The organism is Acetobacter pomorum, assembly GCF_002738225.1.
GTDB lineage: Bacteria > Pseudomonadota > Alphaproteobacteria > Acetobacterales > Acetobacteraceae > Acetobacter > Acetobacter pomorum.
Map to the genome: position 1 here is coordinate 1 of NZ_PEBQ01000009.1, position 16,809 is coordinate 16,809.

A 16,809-nucleotide genomic window follows, 5' to 3' on the forward strand; every position below is an offset into this window, starting at 1 on the left:
ACTGGGCCTGGTAATAATTTTCAGGTTGATGGCGGATCTCGACTGGTGGGGGAAATTACCGCAGAAACCGGGCTGAACCTGATAAATGGTAGTCCTATTACTTGGTCTGATCGTGCTCCAGGTCTTGTGGTGACCGGCGACAGTGTTGTCAGAAACGGCAGTCAGACCTCACAATTACACATAAAAGGGGCACCATTAGCGGTGGATGCGATGTCCTATTTGGATGGCAACGCCACCACCCGATATGTTTTGGATACTGACAATTCAAATTACTATTTGCACCCGTCGGGTGAATCTATTCTTGAGAGCGCAAAGTTTACCGGGAATGTCGGGGTTAGGAATATGGACCCCAATGCATATCCGGGGACGTTGCAAGGTGGCCTTCATGGGTACGACTTTGTGTCGTCTGGAGGTACATTCGCCGCGGGGAATAGTCCAAGTTCCATAAATATCGCCATGAATGGACCTGGAGGGTCGCTTGAAGCTGCGGCGTATGTTCAAGGGCAAGTTCTTAGGCCTACTTTAACAGCCGTAGCTGGAGCGCCCTGCAATGAGAGCGACGGCATGATCTCTCCCAATCCGTTAAATTATTATAGCGCGAGCAACGATGCGGCTAGGTTTACTGCTAATAATGGCGATATAGCAAAAGACAAGTATGGCAATACTCTCACCTGTGTCACAGGAATGTGGGTGTCCTCAACGGCATTTTCTCTGTTGTATTATCATCAATGTGAATCAAATAATTTCAGCTATTCGGACTTCCCGCATCAGAACAATACAGGAAGGCCTTGGTTGATCGAATATGCTGGCGGGGAATCATCCAGCCATAAAAATAACTTGGAAATCTATGTTAATGGTCAACTCGTAACCAGGAATTCAAACAGCGCAAATGATGGATCAATCGTCTACTCTTCCACGTTCATTCTTTTGCCCGGAGATTCATTTACTGAAGTAATGTGGAGGGATCATGATCAGGGGGCGTGCATGACAATTTATATGTAGTTTTTTTAAAGTCCCAACTTTGCTTTTACCGCAAAATACACAAAATGTGGTTCACTTCTTTTGTTTAGCCGAATATCCGAACAGCCCCGGAAAACAGGCATCTTAAGCATGGTGAGACTGAAATTCGTGTTCTCATTGGGAACACGAAGAACCGTTTTCGCAAAAAATGAGTATTTTTTGATTGCATAGCAAATTCGATTTGTTTATTAAATATCGCAAGGATTCTGCGAAAGCAGGATTTGCGTGAAAACTGGCTGGCTAAGATTGGTTCTAAAAATGAATGTGAAAATGCACTCTAAGAGTGATCCTGTGGTCATTCTCATTTCGTCTGGCAAGGGCGGGTCAGGCAAGACTACTTTAGCACGTAACCTTTTGGCATCAGCTACTGCCGATGGTTTCCAAGCTGTAGGGTTGGATCTTGATGAGCAAATGTCACTGCGTGCATGGTCAGATATTCGTGACACAACCATTGCAGATATGAAATCCGATGGTGAAGAAAGTAACCTGAAGGAAATCCCCGTCGAAGTTGCAAATTATATTGATGGGGTTGCCGCACTTCAGGACATTAAGGATGTTGAGGGAATTGACGTTATTGTCGTTGATACTCCTTCTGGCTTTCAGACCGGTGACGCCGCTTCTGTTTTGCCTGGCCTGACTTCTCGGTCTAATTTTATTCTAGTTCCATGCCGGCAATCTGCGACAGATACTCGTGCGGTGAAAGCATGGTATGCAGATGCTCTTCATGAGTCTGATAAAGCGTCAATCGTTTTGATGGGTGTCCGGCGTCAATCAAGATCCTGTGATATGGCTAACAATATGCTCGCTGAATGTGGAGATGTTTGCCCCATCATTATTCGTGATTTGGAAGTCTACCGCTCCACAGATCAATATGGCCTTGGAGTGACTGAGTCGAATTTGGCCAGAGAAAAAGATCCTGATTTTGTTTCCCTGTGGCTGTGGTTGAGGCGTAAGGTCGGCCTCAACGGCAATAAAACTCCAGACATCCAGTCAAAGAAGGTGGCATGATGGCTGGTCTAATTGGAAAAATGCAGAAAAGGTCTGCAACATCAACGGCATCTGAGCGTGGGCGTTCAACACATTTCCCTTCCGTTCCTGGTTCTGTTCGTGATGTAAATCGTATGATGCCTGCTGTTGATATGGATCCTCCCACTATTGAGGAGGGGGTCAAATCAGCACAGATCCTTTATGACGCAGCTACCAAGAATATTATTTCGATTGGTGAGTTGTGTTTGAATATGCGCGAACGTTTCCCGGATTTCAAAAATTCGGTTGCTCCTCATATGCCTCTTTCTCGCGCCAGACTTTATGACGCGATGGAAGTGGCAAAGAGCGTCAGGCAGGGTCGGCTAAAACCTTCTGAGGTTCCGGGAGCGTTACGTCCTGCACGTGTGCTTTCTAAGTTAGAACCTCATTCGGTAGAGGCACTGCGTCAAGCTGATTTTGACTTCACCGATGCTACTGAAAGTTCAATTAAATCTACCCTAGAAGAACTGGGGGTCGAAGATAAAGCTATATCTCGTAAAGAGAGTAAGCAGGTAGATATTATTCCACCTGCCGGTAAAGATACATTTGCTGAATTTGCTTCTGCTTTTGTGAAACTTTCAAAAGTCGGCGTGAACCGTGCATCTAAAACCGAACTTGATAGGCTTCATGATGTAGTCCACAGTAACCCTGATCTGCAAAAACTTTTAAGGGAACTTCTGCAAGATTGATTGAAGTATTACCCCAAAGGCTTATCCAAAGTCTTTGGGGGTAAATCGTAAGTATTTATAATGACGGCACAGATGCCTAATAAGCCTAGTCGTATTTCTCAGAAAATATGGGATGAAGTCTTTCCATTTGATAGAGAGGCGGTATTAAAGATTGCTTCTCGTTATTTTATTATGGGTATACCTCCTAATGAGGCGTTTATTAAAGCATCAGACGATCTAAAAGATATAACTTTCATGAGTGGCAAGGAATATAAGGCTTATTCAGTTATTGGCCCCATGATGGGATGTGACATTAAATTATTGCCAACACCGCATGTAAGGGCGGTCTGTGAGGCTGTTTTTAATACAGCAAGGTCTTTTTGGTCTGAAATTATGGATGCTGCAAATCCTGTCCACGCTGCTTTTCAGCATAGGTTGTGGTGGGCTCCTGAAGGAGGATGTCTTGTTTGTGGATATTCTGCAAAGGAAGATAAGGACTATTTACGATACTCAAGGCTAGATGGAAAAAAGGACTATGTTCACAAAAGATGTGAACATGATTTTAAGGTAATTGGTAAGGCTTTTTGTGATTTGGTTATTCAGGAATGTCTTGCTATTAAAGCGAATAATGAAAGCGAAAGGCCTATTGAAGATCACTCTTCGCATACGGAGGATGATTGGGATGATGGCTATTGGCAAGATGATTAAGCTTTAGGTTGTTAAAATGAATATTGATTTTCTGAAAATGGAAGAGATGTCTGGGCAGTGGTGTGATCTGGCCTTTCCTGAAGGGGAGGGGTACCCATCCTCAGTTTCTGGATCGTTGGGCCAAATGGTCAGGCTTGGAAGAGCAGGAAGTTTGTTTTTGGCGGATAAGAATTTAAAACCTTCGACTGATAAGGATAAATCCGTATCTGTTGTTCCAGGGGTATCCCAAATATTAAATGGGTGGACGTTGTTATTTTAATCTGAGTTTTAGCAAAAGGAATGTCCCCCGTCCTGAAGGACGGGGAGAGTTATTAACGATAATTTTTGTCGAAAATTCTGGTCGTATAGTGGGCAGAGGAATTTGTCAGGAGAGACACATCGACAAGAGAGGGATGCCCCGTTTCCTCTTGCAGTTTCGAGCGGAGCAGTTTCTCAACAGCAATTCGCTCATCGTGCGAAGCATCTTGGATACTACGGATACCTTGGGAGGAAGCATCCAAGGCTGAAAGGGTTTCCTCTATCTTCTTTAAGCTAATATTAGTGTCACCTTCTGAGCAGAGCACGAATTCCATGATCTCAGAAAGTACATCAATACTTCCATTCCCAGAGGATTGAGCGAAATTGGAGAACGCCTTGCCTCCAATATCCACCGCATAAGCCCACCAGCACATATCACGACCATAACTTAGGTAGGAGAGCGCCTTTTCATCTAGGAGATCTTCAGCAGCCTTCTGGAAGGTGTGTGGCTGCATGTCTATCTCGATATTATCTCCGATGGCGCAGGAGCATCCTCCCCCTCCGCCCAGCCCAAATTTCCCTTCAGACATTTCCACAATGAAGTCCCGCACTCTGATAAGGGTGCCAAATGGTTCCAGTGGTATCAGCCGGTATATGATCAAGTTGTTGTTGTTCGTTGTGGGCTCAGGCATTCCCTTGCTCTTTCTGAAAAATATCATTCAAGATGGTTGTCTTGAAGTGTGGAGGACTGAGTTTTCGAGTATATATTACCCCAGAAGGACTTCCGAAAGCGACTATCGGGGGGCCTAGCCTACGATTTACAACAAGAACATTCCATGGTCCGGTCGGGAAGTTATGCGAGATTTCTGATTCTGAGTTAGCCATTTATTTGGTCATCTTTGATTTTTGAGAGCCAGGATTTTGCATCAATAGTGGGGAGAAACTTGGCTGCTATCTTGAAGCTTCCTACATTTTCCCATTCTCTTTTGTTGCCTACCACATAAAGGCATCGTTGTGCCCTCGTAGAAGCTACATTTAAGATGTGTGGGGTTTTACCAGCCCATATTCGTGATGACGATTTAGCTCCACTTCCAGCTCCAAGAAGTAAGATTACAGCTTCTGCCTGCTTCCCTTGGAATGTATGAATTGTCCCGATATTCGAAGAAACCCACCTTGATAATTTACGCCTATCTATGCCTTTAAAATCGACCTGATTGGCGGCATTTCGGCGGATCATTTGTTTGAGATGCCTTATTGGCTGCCTGAATGGTGAGATGACATAGATATCAGGAATATGGCCTAGTCTTTCGCAGATGCCTGAGATTGCAATGGTCACAGCCCGACCTTCCATCTCAACCCATTTATCTTGAGAAGGCGCTGAAATATTTACCCATGAACTTTGACCAAGCAAATCTCTGATTGCCGAAGGTCCAGGCTGGGTTGCATGTATCATCTCACCTCCGTAGGCCAGATGATTGGCGATATCGAACATCACCTTGTCGCATCTTCTATGCACTAGCAGAGGGAAGCCTGTTACACGTGGAAGATCTGGATCGTCAGTAGGGAAGTGCCCTTGAGCTTCATTGGCTCTATCTGCCAAAGACTGAGCGGAAATTTCAGGCGCTGCCCACTTTTTAGGGTCAGATTTGTTCTCTCTGAAGATGAGCTCAGTACTTCTAGGCGGGATTGTTACTACGGGTTCAATCTGTTGCTGATCGCCGATGACAACCGTCCGCTTAGATCTCCATATAGCGCCTACAGCAGCTTGAGGAGTTGCTTGCCCCCCTTCATCGATAAGCACCCAACCTAGAGAGCCTTGCCCAAGATTGTTGAATGTCTTTCCGATTGATGCAAACGTTGTAGAAACAACCGGTATCATGAGGAAGAACATTCCCCAATCATTTGGCTCTGCCTGATTCGTTGCTATAGATTTTATTGCGCTTCTAATTTTCCTTGCGCCAGCGACAACAAAAGCGTGATGCAAATTAACAGAGGCGACAAAGAGATCATCCCTAGCAGCTTTGAATTCACCTTCATTCCATGGGCTGCCAGCGTGGAATAACTCATGTGGAAGTGACCAGAAGCCTTCCTTTGGTCCGAGTGAAGATTGGGGTGGCTCTTCTTGATTATTCTCCAGTTCTTTTTCATTGCCCACAGTCGCTATAACGCGGTCATTGTGTCTGATGGAGGCGATTAACCTGTCTCGCTCAGTCGCGCATGACAAGTATCTCTTTCTGGAGCGAATAAGCGAAGTCTGTAGTTGGTCTATGTTGTTTGAAATGCGCTGGATTTGTGCGTTTGCGTTCTCGCCCTCAGATACACGATTGGAAGTCAAAGCTGTCAATTTGGCAGTTTCGGCCTCAAGTCTACTCATGTTGATCTGAACATCTATTGAAGCGGCCTCACAAGCCCTTTTGGCTGATTCAAGATCTAGTGTGAATTGGCGGTTTTGTTCGGTAAGTGCTGGGATGCTGATCTCACCTTTGATCCTTATATTTTTGGTGTCACATACACCGGATAGTTCGTCACGAATTTTGTGACAACGATCTAGTGCCTGTTGGAAATCATCTCTGGCTTTCTGCCATCTTGCCATTGCTTCAGGACGTCTTGGGGGAGGGTAATGTTCTTCTAATTTTCCTGGTTTTTTACCCACCAAAATTGTGGAATCTGGATTGGCCGCCCGGGCCATCCAGTGAGAAAGACCCCAACTTTCATTCCACCAGAATTTTTCGAAAAAGTTTTTCCTGTTTCGAGAATTGCCAAGTTTGGCAGCAATCATACCCCATGCTTTATTCCCCTCATCACTCTCATCTGGGATGTCGAGAACAAAGGTAGCAAGCTTCCCAAAGTGATCTAATCCACGTTCAAGCCATATTGCTTCATCAAGGGACTTAGCTCTGATCGGGAGTTCGAGGCTGACATTCTCAACAGCGGCATTATTGCTACTGGCAACAACTATCGCAAAGTCGAGAAGGTTTATCTGGCCTATGCCCATGTTGGGATCTTTAATCATGGCCAGATGCTCAGCTCGGCAGAGCATTACGTGGGCAACAATATCGCGCAGTAAGAAGGTTTTTCCTGTTCCAGGTGGGCCGTTGACTGACTCTAATCCCTCTCTGGATAGGTTGTAACAGATGTTGTTAACGGCTGCTTGCTGTAGAACGTTTAGCGGGTGGAGGCCCGGCCCGGGCCATCTGGCAAGAGGGAACATCCCAGGATAGAGTAGATTAGAAATTCGCGAACGGTCTTTAAGTGCATTCCAAGGATCGCAGGGTTTTTTAATCCCCATATATTCTGCAAATGCAGTTGGAGCACGATTAAGTGTTGCTGCAGCAGTCTCAAGATCGTTCAGGTATAGCGAGCATAATAGATCGCCAGGTGGTGGGCGTTCACGTTCAACAACAATCGCACATTGTACGCCAAGCCATAATTCCTTAGGTATTTTCAGTTTGTCACGTAGAATACAACTGGTTTCAATTAAGTCTGACCATGAGAGTGGGTGAGGGGGGGCGCCGGTGTCAATTTGAGTTAGAATGTCTTCGATTTCGGTATTGATGAAAGTTTGTTTTACACGCCAATCAGGAAGAAGCGATGCATCTCCTGTCGACAGCATATTACCCAGTCCCCAAGCAAAACTGGCAATAGCTAAGGTGTCAGGTACATATAGGCCCCATTCATTCAAAATTATCGTAGCGGCGATTATTTTTCCTGAAGTCGGCTGCAATCGTTCAGAAGGAAGTGTATCTTCTGACTCATTAAAGCTTTCATTCAGAGCTTTAATAGATTGTCCTGCTGGTAAGGCGCCGAGTACAATATGATACCAATTACGCTTCTGCCTTTGGCCGTTATGTGATGGTTGCGCCTGCGGGGCCTCACGCTCGTCAATATCACTCGTTTTGCCTTTGCTTTCATCGTAGGAGAATAGATCTATTGACCCATTAGATTGAGATTGAGACTTCTTTTTCCCTTTGGATGGGGAAGAAAGAAATATTTGTTCCGACATTTCGGAAGGCCATGGTGTTGGATCCGAAGCAAGGGGAACTGGCGTCTCTTGAAGGTGGCTATTTTCAAGAGAAGTGGTGCATAGTTTGCCACCATAATTAGTCGCCAGGTCATGCCACTTACCGTCATTATGGACATCAGGTGACAATATTTCGACTGCGATCCATGAACGGAGGGCCTTGAGTGCTTCTGCCTTAGATGAAGTTCCGGTATCCAGAGGATCGCCCTGAGTGGTTTCCGAAAAATCGGGGCCTGATGAATTGGTCATGATTTCCCTCTCCTGCTCGAAAAGAGAGGCCTTCAATCTAAATCTGAATAAGAGCGAAAATATATCATAATATTGCTGGTTTTTCCAAATTGGATAGGGATAATCTGTCCTTAAGAAATGCGACGTAGAGCAAGATTTGGGTGCAGTCATATGGAATTTAGGCTTTGGAATTTAAATAAGCCTTATCATTTCATAATTTAATAAATGCTAATGTTGTTAATTGGTTGGGTAAGGCCATTTTTATCGAAGTTTAATCTCCCGATAGACTTTGTAATGGCATGGCTTTGGAAGGAGTTCGTGCTTTCATCTAGATGGATATTCTTGAAACACGAAACACTGGTTGAAGTAGAAGTATAAAGAGGAAGGGTAATGTTAGATTGTCTAGGGAAAGTATGTGCGTTTTTTGTTACATTGGTTTTTGTAGTTTATTATAAGCGGAATTTGGGTATTTGTATGAATGAGGGCCGCGATACTGAACAAGGTGTGGCGTATTTTCTCGTTGCTACAGGGTGTGCGATGATTACCTTTGTGATGATGGTGGCATCCGTTTTGAGCGTCTATAATCGGCAGCCAGAGAAATCCTTCCAAGGATATGATGTCAGCATTCACGTTTCTAATGCTGGTGAGCCAGTCTGGAAAATAGGTCTGCGTGATGGAATATGAAATCGGAATTGCTTCTGTTGGGGGCTGGCCGGCATCGGTAAGGGGTTTGTGATGACTAAATTCCCAGTGAAGGAACCGAGACGAAACCTAGTTTTTGGCTTCATTTTGTCGCTCAGTGTCCTTCTAACATCTACATCGATTTCTTTTGCTCAAGGGGCATATGGTGGAAGTGAGTATATGGATGGACCACCACAGCCGTTTCGCCCTCCTACAAGTGAGCTAACTCAGGTCCCTCCGCCAGAAGCACCCCCTCCATCACCAGGAGACGGGTGGCAGAGTGGTGGATACCGTTCAAGAGATGACGGACAACCATGGGGATCTCCATCATGGGGGGTATCACAATATCCTAATGGCGGAGGGTATGGTGGGTGGCGCCAGCAAGATTTTGCCCCATGGGGTGGCATGATTATGGATGGATTGATTTCCGGTCCTGGTTATGGATACCCGCAGTCTATGCCAAGCAGAACTTGTGTAGATCAAGTATGTACGGGAGACTAAATTAACATTTCCTTGCATTGAGAGATGGAGTTTCGCTCAAAAAAATAAAGGCGGTGATCTTCCCAAATGAGTAGAGGGTTAAATTAATAGAAATAGATGAATATGGATCATCTATGACAACATGATCCATATTTAGTTCGTCGAGTTGCCCATGCCTTTTTCCTGATAGCTCTCAATTCCGTGGCAGTTTTTCGAGTTGGTTTGTTGCGTGGCGGGAAAATCAAAGGGCCGTTATCTTGTCCCGTTAAATCATTCTGATGATCATGTGGAAAGGTAGTAAGGTCGCCACATGTCTCACAGTGAGAGTACGCAATAGATTTAAGCATTTGGATCCTCTCTCCCACTTTAATAACCTTCCCCTCTATTTTAGATTGGGGAAGTTTATGATGGATTTCAGGATTTCAGTTGCGATAAACAACCTTTTCCTCAGTTGCCTCTGTGTCTAAAGAGTCCATTAGAAGAATCTGATCAGACAGTTCGAGTTGATAAGCACGCTGGAGAGCGCGGATATCACATTTTGAACTCACCCATTCACGAAATATGTTAATAACTGATTGATCTGGCAAAATCGGAGTGAGGGTCTCAGTTGAGGAAAAGGAGTCCTCATACTGGAGAGCCACTCCATTGAGTAGAGCCCAGAAATTATCAATTGATGCGTCAGGTCGCGCAACATGAATAACTTCGAAGCGGCTGAGAATGGCTGGATCTAAGCCATGTAGGGAGTTTGCAGAGGCCAGAAAGGATACACCGTCTAGGACGATGGGCGCATTTAGACAGGCATCCAGATAGCCGGTGGATGGAGGCTGAAGCATATCTAACAGAGATGCCTGCACACTTCCGTTACGGAGGTTGATGTTGCCGCTTTTTTCGAGCTCGTTGATGATGATCGCCGGGTCACAACATCCATAATTAGACATTGCTCCTAATGGAATACATGGTGCGCGAGATGACCATTTTTGTGCTACTCCTGATAACCCACGATCATCGCTTGCCCCGCCCGCTGAAATTGTAGTGGTTGGCACAGAAACCAATTCACAAATGTATTCTAACATGGCTGTTTTGCCCGCCCCGGAAGGCCCAACGAGGAGAAGGCGAGGAAGAGCGGGAATGGATGCACTCATAGAAGATGTACGGGTCTTGAATGCCAAATGCCTCATGACTGCCTTACATACATTCTGTGCCCAGGGGAACTTTCTTAGGAAATTATCCTTGAATTTAGCCATTGATGGAATATCCGCCGCAAAAGGAAGCCGCCGGCCGATTAGATTTGAAAATTGATCCTTGACCTCCTGCGCCAGGGGCGTAAGAGCCGGAAAATCTGCCACGACAACAAGAGCAGGTGACTTGTTAACATCGCATAGGTTTTCTTGTAGGAGGGGATCTTCCTTTGCTACAGAAACAAGAGAGTTAATTACTTCCTTGTCATAGCCATTGCCTGTGGCCCATGAAACAGAAGGGCCTGATTCAGCGTCTCCTTCCCATCCTCTATCTTCATTCAGCATTTTGGTGGTATCGGAAAGGTAGGTTTCCCAGTTGCTGATAATCCCTGCCTTGAGTTTCTTCCATTCTCCTCTTTGAATAGAGGCGCCTAGCAGGGGATAAAGAGTTGGGTTCGCATGAAGATAGCTCTTTACATCTTCCTCTGTCATACCAGAGATAAAGTTTGAGATCTTCGTAATAGCTTCAGGTTGCCCCTTTATCGCGGCTACAAACAACCATGCGGTAGTATTCGTGTCTGACCAATTGGCTGCGTCAGGGTTTGATTTTGTTAGAGCGAGATATACTTTCCAAGCAGATTCACGGGTTGGAGAAATTGAGTGACCCTGGCCAATAATGTTCAGACATTGACGTGCCATAATTTCTCCACTTTGGAGATTAGGCGATAAAAGCCAAAAGGGGAGTTGAACTGATGGAGAGTGAATGGTCGAATTGTCCATAATCGGTAGTCTCTCTATATAAATTATTCTATGAGATAATCATAACATTGTGGAATTATTGTTGTCATCAACAACTTGCCGACCAGTCTAAAATCCTTATATTTTTATGTCGTGACTATGGGCTTCGTGTGAGCTCATAACTCACATTTCAGGCCATCTCTTTTTTGCGAGCCATAAGACAAAACCCAAATCTGGGGCCGAAGGGATGTTATGCCATTCGGACTGAACCTGAAAAATTGAAGTCAAATAAAGACTCCATTCTTTGATCTCTGTAAGGATATCAGAGCCTTGCAAAATAAGGCCTTTAGAGAGCGGAGGTAGACCTGATATAAATTCCTCAATATCAAGGTTAAATATATTTTGTATTCGCGTTTCCACTTCTGAGAAATCAGGGAGGGCAATTTTTCCTTTAGCCTGTGAAAGATATTTTGCGAAGATCATCCACACGGGTTGGTCTCGGTGAATGGAAATATCGCATTTCCCATCCAATATATCATCACACATGATTTTCTGGGCCAGTAGGAACTCATTGGCAGTAATGTTTAATTTTGCGGCCTTTTCCAATGGGCCAGGCATGCTGTAGAAATCCATATTGGCCACACGTTCTGACTGTAATCTCAAACGCAGTGTCCTGACCTCATCTATTCTATCTAATCTACTTTTATTTGCGCCTCTCTCGATTGTCGTGCGCGGTAAATTTTTCAACACTTCTCCAAAGAGTGTTTTGGCATGATCAAGCCATAGAGGTTGGCAAGTCGGAGGTATGGTCGTCCAACAGCGGATTTCGTCAGGAGAGTATTTTAACCAATCTGGAGTTTGCTTTTCCAAGCCATTCCGGCTGATCCTTCCTGAGTACAAGATAAGCATTTCGGTCAGAAATTTTGATTGCTCTCGCAAAGATTGACGAAGCCATAACGCAGCCATGAGGCTTATTTCGTCATCATCACTTCCACGCATACGTTCTGCGCATGCATTTTCCTGATCCCATCGGCCGAACTGGAAATAAGATACGTGATCATGACGAATTTCTTGTGAGGCTTTCTGAATTGATTTTCTAAGTAGCCCACGTGGATTGTCGAGTTTATCTATAGACCAATTCTGGAACGCAATATCGGGGCTTACTCCCTGGAGATTTATAATCCCATTGTTTACGCAAAGGACTTCTGATTGCCATTTTTTTCGAAGCCATGCACCATCTATCTCTTTAGGAAGGCCAGGAGATGTAGCCATTCTGTCGATCAGATCAAGCATAGGCTTGCTAATGTGGATTTCACGCAATGTCTGACGTACGTAATCAGCAGCTCTACCGCGTTTGAGAGCGATAGACGAGTCATTCAGGTCGTCAGTCATCTTCATCAGTGCAGCCGATAGTTTCGAGAATGTTGCTAATTATGTCTGGATCCCCCTGCGCCAAGATATCGTCCTTCTGGGCGCCGTTCCTTTCGGTGTAGACATCTAGCCAGGTTAAGAAGGCCCAATCAGGATCAATCGGAGGCGGCCTATTGTCGTAGCTTCTCTTCCATTCTTCGTACGGAGCAGAAATTTCTGGAATATTGTAGTCTTCAAGAGATCTTCGTATGGTTTCCTCGGATAAATCAAAAGGCCCTTTTTCAGCGTCAGTTTTGCGCGAAAGAAGGTCGATTGTTAATGGATCACGTTCTGGATTTTTACGCCGTTTAGCCATTATGCCATGGCGGGCTACATCACCAACAGTGCTAAGTGAAACGGCGTTTTTGGCCCCCGCGCGGAATGTCAGACCAATAACTTTGCCGCCCCGACCACCCCTCTTTTCCGTCATAATAACGCTAAATGGTGCCGCGGCATTTACCTCGTTCACAGCAGGATCGATTACTCTGGCCCTTAAATTATTATAACGGGGGTAGTTTTGGCCTACAGCCATTATCTCCCGAAATTCGTCAATAGTCGCAGTCCACTCTGGATGACGTTTGCCGAACTGCAGAGCCATAATTTCATACAATCGAGCTGCATAGTCACTTCTAAATCCTCTAACAGTAGCAAGATCCAGAATCGCAAAGACCTTAGGGTTGGCTAAAAACCGCATAAGGATCTTGTCGAACGCAAATGAGATTTGCCCTGTTTCGCTATGTTCGAGATCGTATGAAAGATAGTGAGAGAGAACGGAGTGCTTCGATCCGCGGTTATCAACGTAATCAATTAGAATATTTACTGACGCTAATCTGGCCATAGACTGGTTCAGTCTGTCAGTAGAGGTGTGGCCAATAAATTTAAGAATGTCAGATACAAACACAGAATGGATATTGTCTGACGGATCCTGATTTCGGCTGATAGTTCTGCTCAATAGGAAATTGAAGATTTTTCTATCTAGCAATTCTAAAGAGCCACGCTCTTTGGCCATGATTACGTGAGCAGACTTTAATAACCGTCCACCATGCACTGAAGATGAAATGGGAGATGATTTTGGTTGAGATCTCCGTCCGGCCATTATAAGTCCTACAAAAAATACAATTTAACCTTGCCATGTATAACCAACTAACAAGGTTTAATGGTCTATCTTATATGGCCGAGGCTTTGACAAGGCCAAAATGGAAAATTACAACATTAAAAGTCCAAAGGCCTTATTTTTATGTAGTCAAGTTTAGCGCGATATGTAGTCCAAAACTTATATCACTCTAGAGAGTGGCGAAGGCAGAAAGGATTGGTTCCGGCGCAAGTTATTTAGAAAGTGAAAGGGGAAAGGCTTTCTAAAGTCTAAAGGTAAGTTAGAAGCGATCCTATTGCGTTACCCATATACCAAGACGGTTGGATTTGGCTAAAAACATTGCCCCTTTTAAGTGAGGACTGATAGCCAAGGCATTTCCTTGAGAGACCTGATAAGTTGATAGATCTTTAATCCCATCTGAACCGGAACACACTCCCTCTGCATTGCTCTTTCCAGTTACGTTAGAAGGCAAGGCTGAAATGCGGCATGTAACAGAGGCATTCCCTAAAGCGTCAGCAAGGGTTGATAGGGCGTCTTCGCCACATCTCCATGTGGTGGCTCCTGACCGACATATTTCTGATAGGGGAGGGGACGAAATTCCAGCAAGATGGATGTTGTGCCCTAAAATCGAGATAACATCACCGGATATTACTTTTGGATGTCCAGTAATCACGCTCCCTATGGAAATACTGGCTGAGGAGTTTTTGTTGGTTGCGGAAGCGGTTATGGATTTTTTATTGCTGGGGCTCTGCTTCTTTATACATTTTTTTTCAATATCCGATTTGTCCTTTTTTTGATCACCCCCTCCGTACGTCATATCTTTAGCTTCATTAGTTCGATCTTCAGGTGATTGTACTTCGTTTCCTGTTTTGGAGTCTTTACAAGGATCTTTCCCTTGATCGTCACTTGCTTCGGATAATCCAAGCAACTTTCGTTCTTCTGGGGATAGCCCATTCTCAGGGTCTGTATTCTCGGCCCCGTGCTGATTGACTTGTTGATTTTGGGAGGAAATTTGTGGCCCATAGGCCATCCCAGATTGATTGGCATAACCCAACCCACTGGTTGAAGGTAACGTGCCGTAAGCGTTAATCCTGCCGGCATCCTGCAGCGTTGATCCCTGGATGGATGACGCTGAGTATGGTGTCATAAACTGCGCATGAACAGGGGATGGCAAAAGCGCAATCCATATACTCGAAATAGATGTGAGGAGTAGGGGTATAATACGTTTATTAGTATACATGCTTCGCTACGCTTTCGATCGACCATCGTGATCTTAAAAAGCGTAGCGATTAGAATGCCAGCAAGCCAATCGAAAATAAATATTTCGAACTATAAAGATTATTGCATGGAGAATTATAAATCAGAACTGCACAGGACGTGACCTGCCAATCTTAAACTAGAAAGTCTTTTTGAGAGATAACTGATCAATTCATGGCTATGGCTGAGAGTGCGAGAAGACGCACTTTGCTGTATTGTGGCTTGGTTGTCATCGCAATTGGCACTATCATCTAACTGATGGGCTGGGTTTACCTTGATGTGTGATGGGGAGTTTGTGAACACTGTTTTGCCTCGTTGATTGAATTATCTATCGTTTAGACTTGCCAATTAAAAACCGCACGTCCTATTGAATTCTTGCCACCTTTTTAACTCCTGGGCATTTGGTCTTCCAATTCCTCTATCCTTCTTTAATATTGGCGCGATTATTTCTGCAACATGATCATATCCATTCCCCCTTTCAAGGGGCACATCAAACATAATACGGCGGTTTCGCCCTATGGTGAGTTCCTCATAACATTCTGCCAATAGTTCACAGTCCAGTAGTGCTCCGTGGCCCTCACTATTCCTACGATCGAGATTAATTTTAAACCTACGACAAAGCCCATTTAGACTATTGTCGGCATTAGGGAATTTTTCACGAGCGATTTTGAGCGTATCAATAACTTCGTTGGGCAATAATTTTTGCCCAGAGCTGCGTCTTTTAATCTCGTTGTTTATCATCCTAATGTCGAATGAGGCATTATGCGCTACAATAGGGTCATTCTGAAGAAATGCGAAAATCGCACTAATCTGGGATCCGAATGTAGGCTTATCCTCAAGAAGCTGATTTGTAATCCCATGAACTGCCAGAGCATCGGGATGAACAGGCGTCCCCTCAGGATTAAAAAACATATGATATGTTCTTCCCGTAGGTATTTTATCCTGAAGTTCAATCATGCCAAGCTCAATGACCCGGTCTTCTATTTTTAAGCCAGTGGTTTCTGTATCTAGGACGACCTCTCGCCCTGTATTCCGATTTTCAGAAATGTGCGTCATTTTTATCCACTGAAAATTAAAAAAATAAACTTAACTCTGGAGGTGATACTTTTGATTTATGTTGGTCTTTATCATTGTGTCTCAGACTTGCGAACGGCGGAGAATACACTGATGTCATTTTTATGGCAACCTTCATTTTTTTATCATAACTATGCGTTGGATTTATACCATAGACCTGTCATCAAGGCCTATGGTATTTTTATATCTCAAATATGGCCTTAACAATAATCAGATCCAACAAGGTTTATTAAATGGTTAGGTGGACAGAAGCAGATTTAGAGAGATATCTCTCTAATGCGCAGAAGACTCAGCGTTCTGCATCTGCCGCAACACTTCATGCATCCGTACAGAGTGATAATGTTGCTACAAAGTCGGCCTCTTTAAAAAAGCATAAAAGAAGTAGACATCCGGTTTTAACTGAAAGCAAAACAAAATTACCTTTCGTTAAGGCATTTTTACCTTTAGTCCCGAAGCCTAAAGCTAGAGCGAGGACATTCATGAAGCAGGAGGCGAACGCCTGGGTGAATGTCGATGCAGAAGGTGCTGGTGGGCCTATTATGAAGATGAAAAGCATCACTCCTACAGCTACTCGAGAATACGAAAAGATGATCCATCATTTAACCTATGGAGCTATGCTAGAGGCTGGTATTAAGCCTTATGATGTGCCCCTTTTTAAGGGGACAATCTTTTACATCCCTGGTCAAAATGACGAGTGGCCTACCTCTATAAGAGATGGCGATTTGGATAACCTTGAAAAGGCTCTTTATGACGGCATGAATAAAGTTGTTTTTTGTGATGACAAACTTATTGTAGCGGAAATACATGCGAAAGTTTGCTCAGAAAGGCCAGGAGTAGAGATGCTTATAAGGCCAGCATTAAAATGTGATGTTGATAATATGAGGAAAAGTATAGGTTTTTTATGATGTGTTTGGCGGAAGGGGTGGGATTCGAACCCACGGTACGGTTCCCCGCACGCTGGTTTTCAAGACCAGTTCCTTAAACCACTCG

The 16,809-nt window shown here is 44.4% G+C and carries 14 protein-coding genes; 7 read left to right on the forward strand and 7 right to left on the reverse strand.

Going from position 1 to position 16,809, the window contains the following annotated elements; translation table 11 throughout:
• The 5 genes from CSR02_RS01045 to CSR02_RS01065 form a co-directional block, all read left to right on the forward strand.
• Positions 1-1,002 (forward strand): hypothetical protein (locus CSR02_RS01045; RefSeq protein ID WP_208616784.1); only part of this gene is annotated, 1,002 nt, incomplete at its 5' end.
• 243 nt (positions 1,003-1,245) lie between these two features.
• Positions 1,246-2,028: a ParA family protein gene (locus tag CSR02_RS01050; RefSeq protein ID WP_143225499.1), complete on the forward strand. Its 783-nt coding sequence runs from the start codon at positions 1,246-1,248 to the stop codon at positions 2,026-2,028.
• Positions 2,025-2,735, forward strand: a complete 711-nt coding sequence (locus tag CSR02_RS01055; RefSeq protein ID WP_099540203.1) for a hypothetical protein — start codon at positions 2,025-2,027, stop codon at positions 2,733-2,735. Before CSR02_RS01050 ends, CSR02_RS01055 begins: the two co-directional genes overlap by 4 nt.
• Positions 2,736-2,807: 72 nt before the next feature.
• Positions 2,808-3,422, forward strand: coding sequence for a hypothetical protein (locus CSR02_RS01060; protein WP_143225500.1), 615 nt, complete (start codon positions 2,808-2,810; stop codon positions 3,420-3,422).
• Positions 3,423-3,438: 16 nt separating this feature from the next.
• Positions 3,439-3,681, forward strand: coding sequence for a hypothetical protein (locus CSR02_RS01065; protein ID WP_099540207.1), 243 nt, complete (start codon positions 3,439-3,441; stop codon positions 3,679-3,681).
• Positions 3,682-3,733: 52 nt separating this feature from the next.
• Here CSR02_RS01065 and CSR02_RS01070 read toward each other — a convergent pair whose 3' ends face one another.
• Together CSR02_RS01070 and CSR02_RS01075 are read right to left on the reverse strand one after the other, a co-directional pair.
• Positions 3,734-4,351 (reverse strand): hypothetical protein, encoded by a 618-nt coding sequence (locus CSR02_RS01070; RefSeq protein WP_143225501.1) that lies wholly within the window; start codon positions 4,349-4,351, stop codon positions 3,734-3,736.
• 185 nt (positions 4,352-4,536) lie between these two features.
• Positions 4,537-7,929: a DEAD/DEAH box helicase gene (locus CSR02_RS01075; RefSeq protein ID WP_167384062.1), complete on the reverse strand. Its 3,393-nt coding sequence runs from the start codon at positions 7,927-7,929 to the stop codon at positions 4,537-4,539.
• A 369-nt stretch (positions 7,930-8,298) separates the two neighbouring features.
• On the opposite strand from CSR02_RS01075, the gene CSR02_RS01080 reads away from it, so the two are divergent.
• Entirely contained in the window at positions 8,299-8,592 is a 294-nt protein-coding gene (locus tag CSR02_RS01080) for a hypothetical protein (protein WP_099540213.1), read from the forward strand.
• A gap of 899 nt (positions 8,593-9,491) precedes the next feature.
• On the opposite strand, the gene CSR02_RS01085 is transcribed toward CSR02_RS01080, so the two are convergent.
• The 5 genes from CSR02_RS01085 to CSR02_RS01105 all read right to left on the reverse strand — a co-directional run bounded on the left by CSR02_RS01085 (position 9,492) and on the right by CSR02_RS01105 (position 15,801).
• A complete protein-coding gene (locus CSR02_RS01085) occupies positions 9,492-11,027 on the reverse strand; it encodes an AAA family ATPase (protein ID WP_099540215.1) in 1,536 nt (511 codons plus the stop codon).
• A 141-nt stretch (positions 11,028-11,168) separates the two neighbouring features.
• Positions 11,169-12,377 carry a hypothetical protein gene (locus CSR02_RS01090; protein WP_143225502.1) on the reverse strand — a complete coding sequence of 403 codons (1,209 nt, stop codon included), beginning with the start codon at positions 12,375-12,377 and terminating at the stop codon, positions 11,169-11,171.
• Positions 12,370-13,404: a replication initiation protein gene (locus tag CSR02_RS01095; RefSeq protein ID WP_167384063.1), complete on the reverse strand. Its 1,035-nt coding sequence runs from the start codon at positions 13,402-13,404 to the stop codon at positions 12,370-12,372. The genes CSR02_RS01090 and CSR02_RS01095 overlap by 8 nt, the downstream gene beginning before the upstream one ends.
• 376 nt (positions 13,405-13,780) lie before the next feature.
• Entirely contained in the window at positions 13,781-14,662 is an 882-nt protein-coding gene (locus CSR02_RS16205; RefSeq protein ID WP_143225503.1) for a thermonuclease family protein, read from the reverse strand.
• Positions 14,663-15,093: 431 nt separating this feature from the next.
• A complete protein-coding gene (locus tag CSR02_RS01105) occupies positions 15,094-15,801 on the reverse strand; it encodes an exonuclease domain-containing protein (protein ID WP_099540224.1) in 708 nt (235 codons plus the stop codon).
• Between the two features lie 251 nt (positions 15,802-16,052).
• Between CSR02_RS01105 and CSR02_RS01110 the strand changes: the two genes are divergently transcribed.
• Positions 16,053-16,724 (forward strand): RusA family crossover junction endodeoxyribonuclease, encoded by a 672-nt coding sequence (locus CSR02_RS01110; protein ID WP_099540226.1) that lies wholly within the window; start codon positions 16,053-16,055, stop codon positions 16,722-16,724.
• The last annotated feature ends 85 nt before the right edge of the window (positions 16,725-16,809 follow it).

Bases quoted from the DNA above. Each gene is read 5' to 3' on its own strand.
- CSR02_RS01055 (WP_099540203.1), top strand. From the start codon at position 2,025: ATGATGGCTGGTCTAATTGGAAAAATGCAGAAAAGGTCTGCAACATCA.
- CSR02_RS01060 (WP_143225500.1), top strand. From the start codon at position 2,808: ATGCCTAATAAGCCTAGTCGTATTTCTCAGAAAATATGGGATGAAGTC.
- CSR02_RS01065 (WP_099540207.1), top strand. From the start codon at position 3,439: ATGAATATTGATTTTCTGAAAATGGAAGAGATGTCTGGGCAGTGGTGT.
- CSR02_RS01070 (WP_143225501.1), bottom strand. From the start codon at position 4,351: ATGCCTGAGCCCACAACGAACAACAACAACTTGATCATATACCGGCTG.
- CSR02_RS01075 (WP_167384062.1), bottom strand. From the start codon at position 7,929: ATGACCAATTCATCAGGCCCCGATTTTTCGGAAACCACTCAGGGCGAT.
- CSR02_RS01080 (WP_099540213.1), top strand. From the start codon at position 8,299: ATGTTAGATTGTCTAGGGAAAGTATGTGCGTTTTTTGTTACATTGGTT.
- CSR02_RS01085 (WP_099540215.1), bottom strand. From the start codon at position 11,027: ATGGACAATTCGACCATTCACTCTCCATCAGTTCAACTCCCCTTTTGG.
- CSR02_RS01090 (WP_143225502.1), bottom strand. From the start codon at position 12,377: ATGACTGACGACCTGAATGACTCGTCTATCGCTCTCAAACGCGGTAGA.
- CSR02_RS01095 (WP_167384063.1), bottom strand. From the start codon at position 13,404: ATGGCCAAAGAGCGTGGCTCTTTAGAATTGCTAGATAGAAAAATCTTC.
- CSR02_RS01105 (WP_099540224.1), bottom strand. From the start codon at position 15,801: ATGACGCACATTTCTGAAAATCGGAATACAGGGCGAGAGGTCGTCCTA.
- CSR02_RS01110 (WP_099540226.1), top strand. From the start codon at position 16,053: ATGGTTAGGTGGACAGAAGCAGATTTAGAGAGATATCTCTCTAATGCG.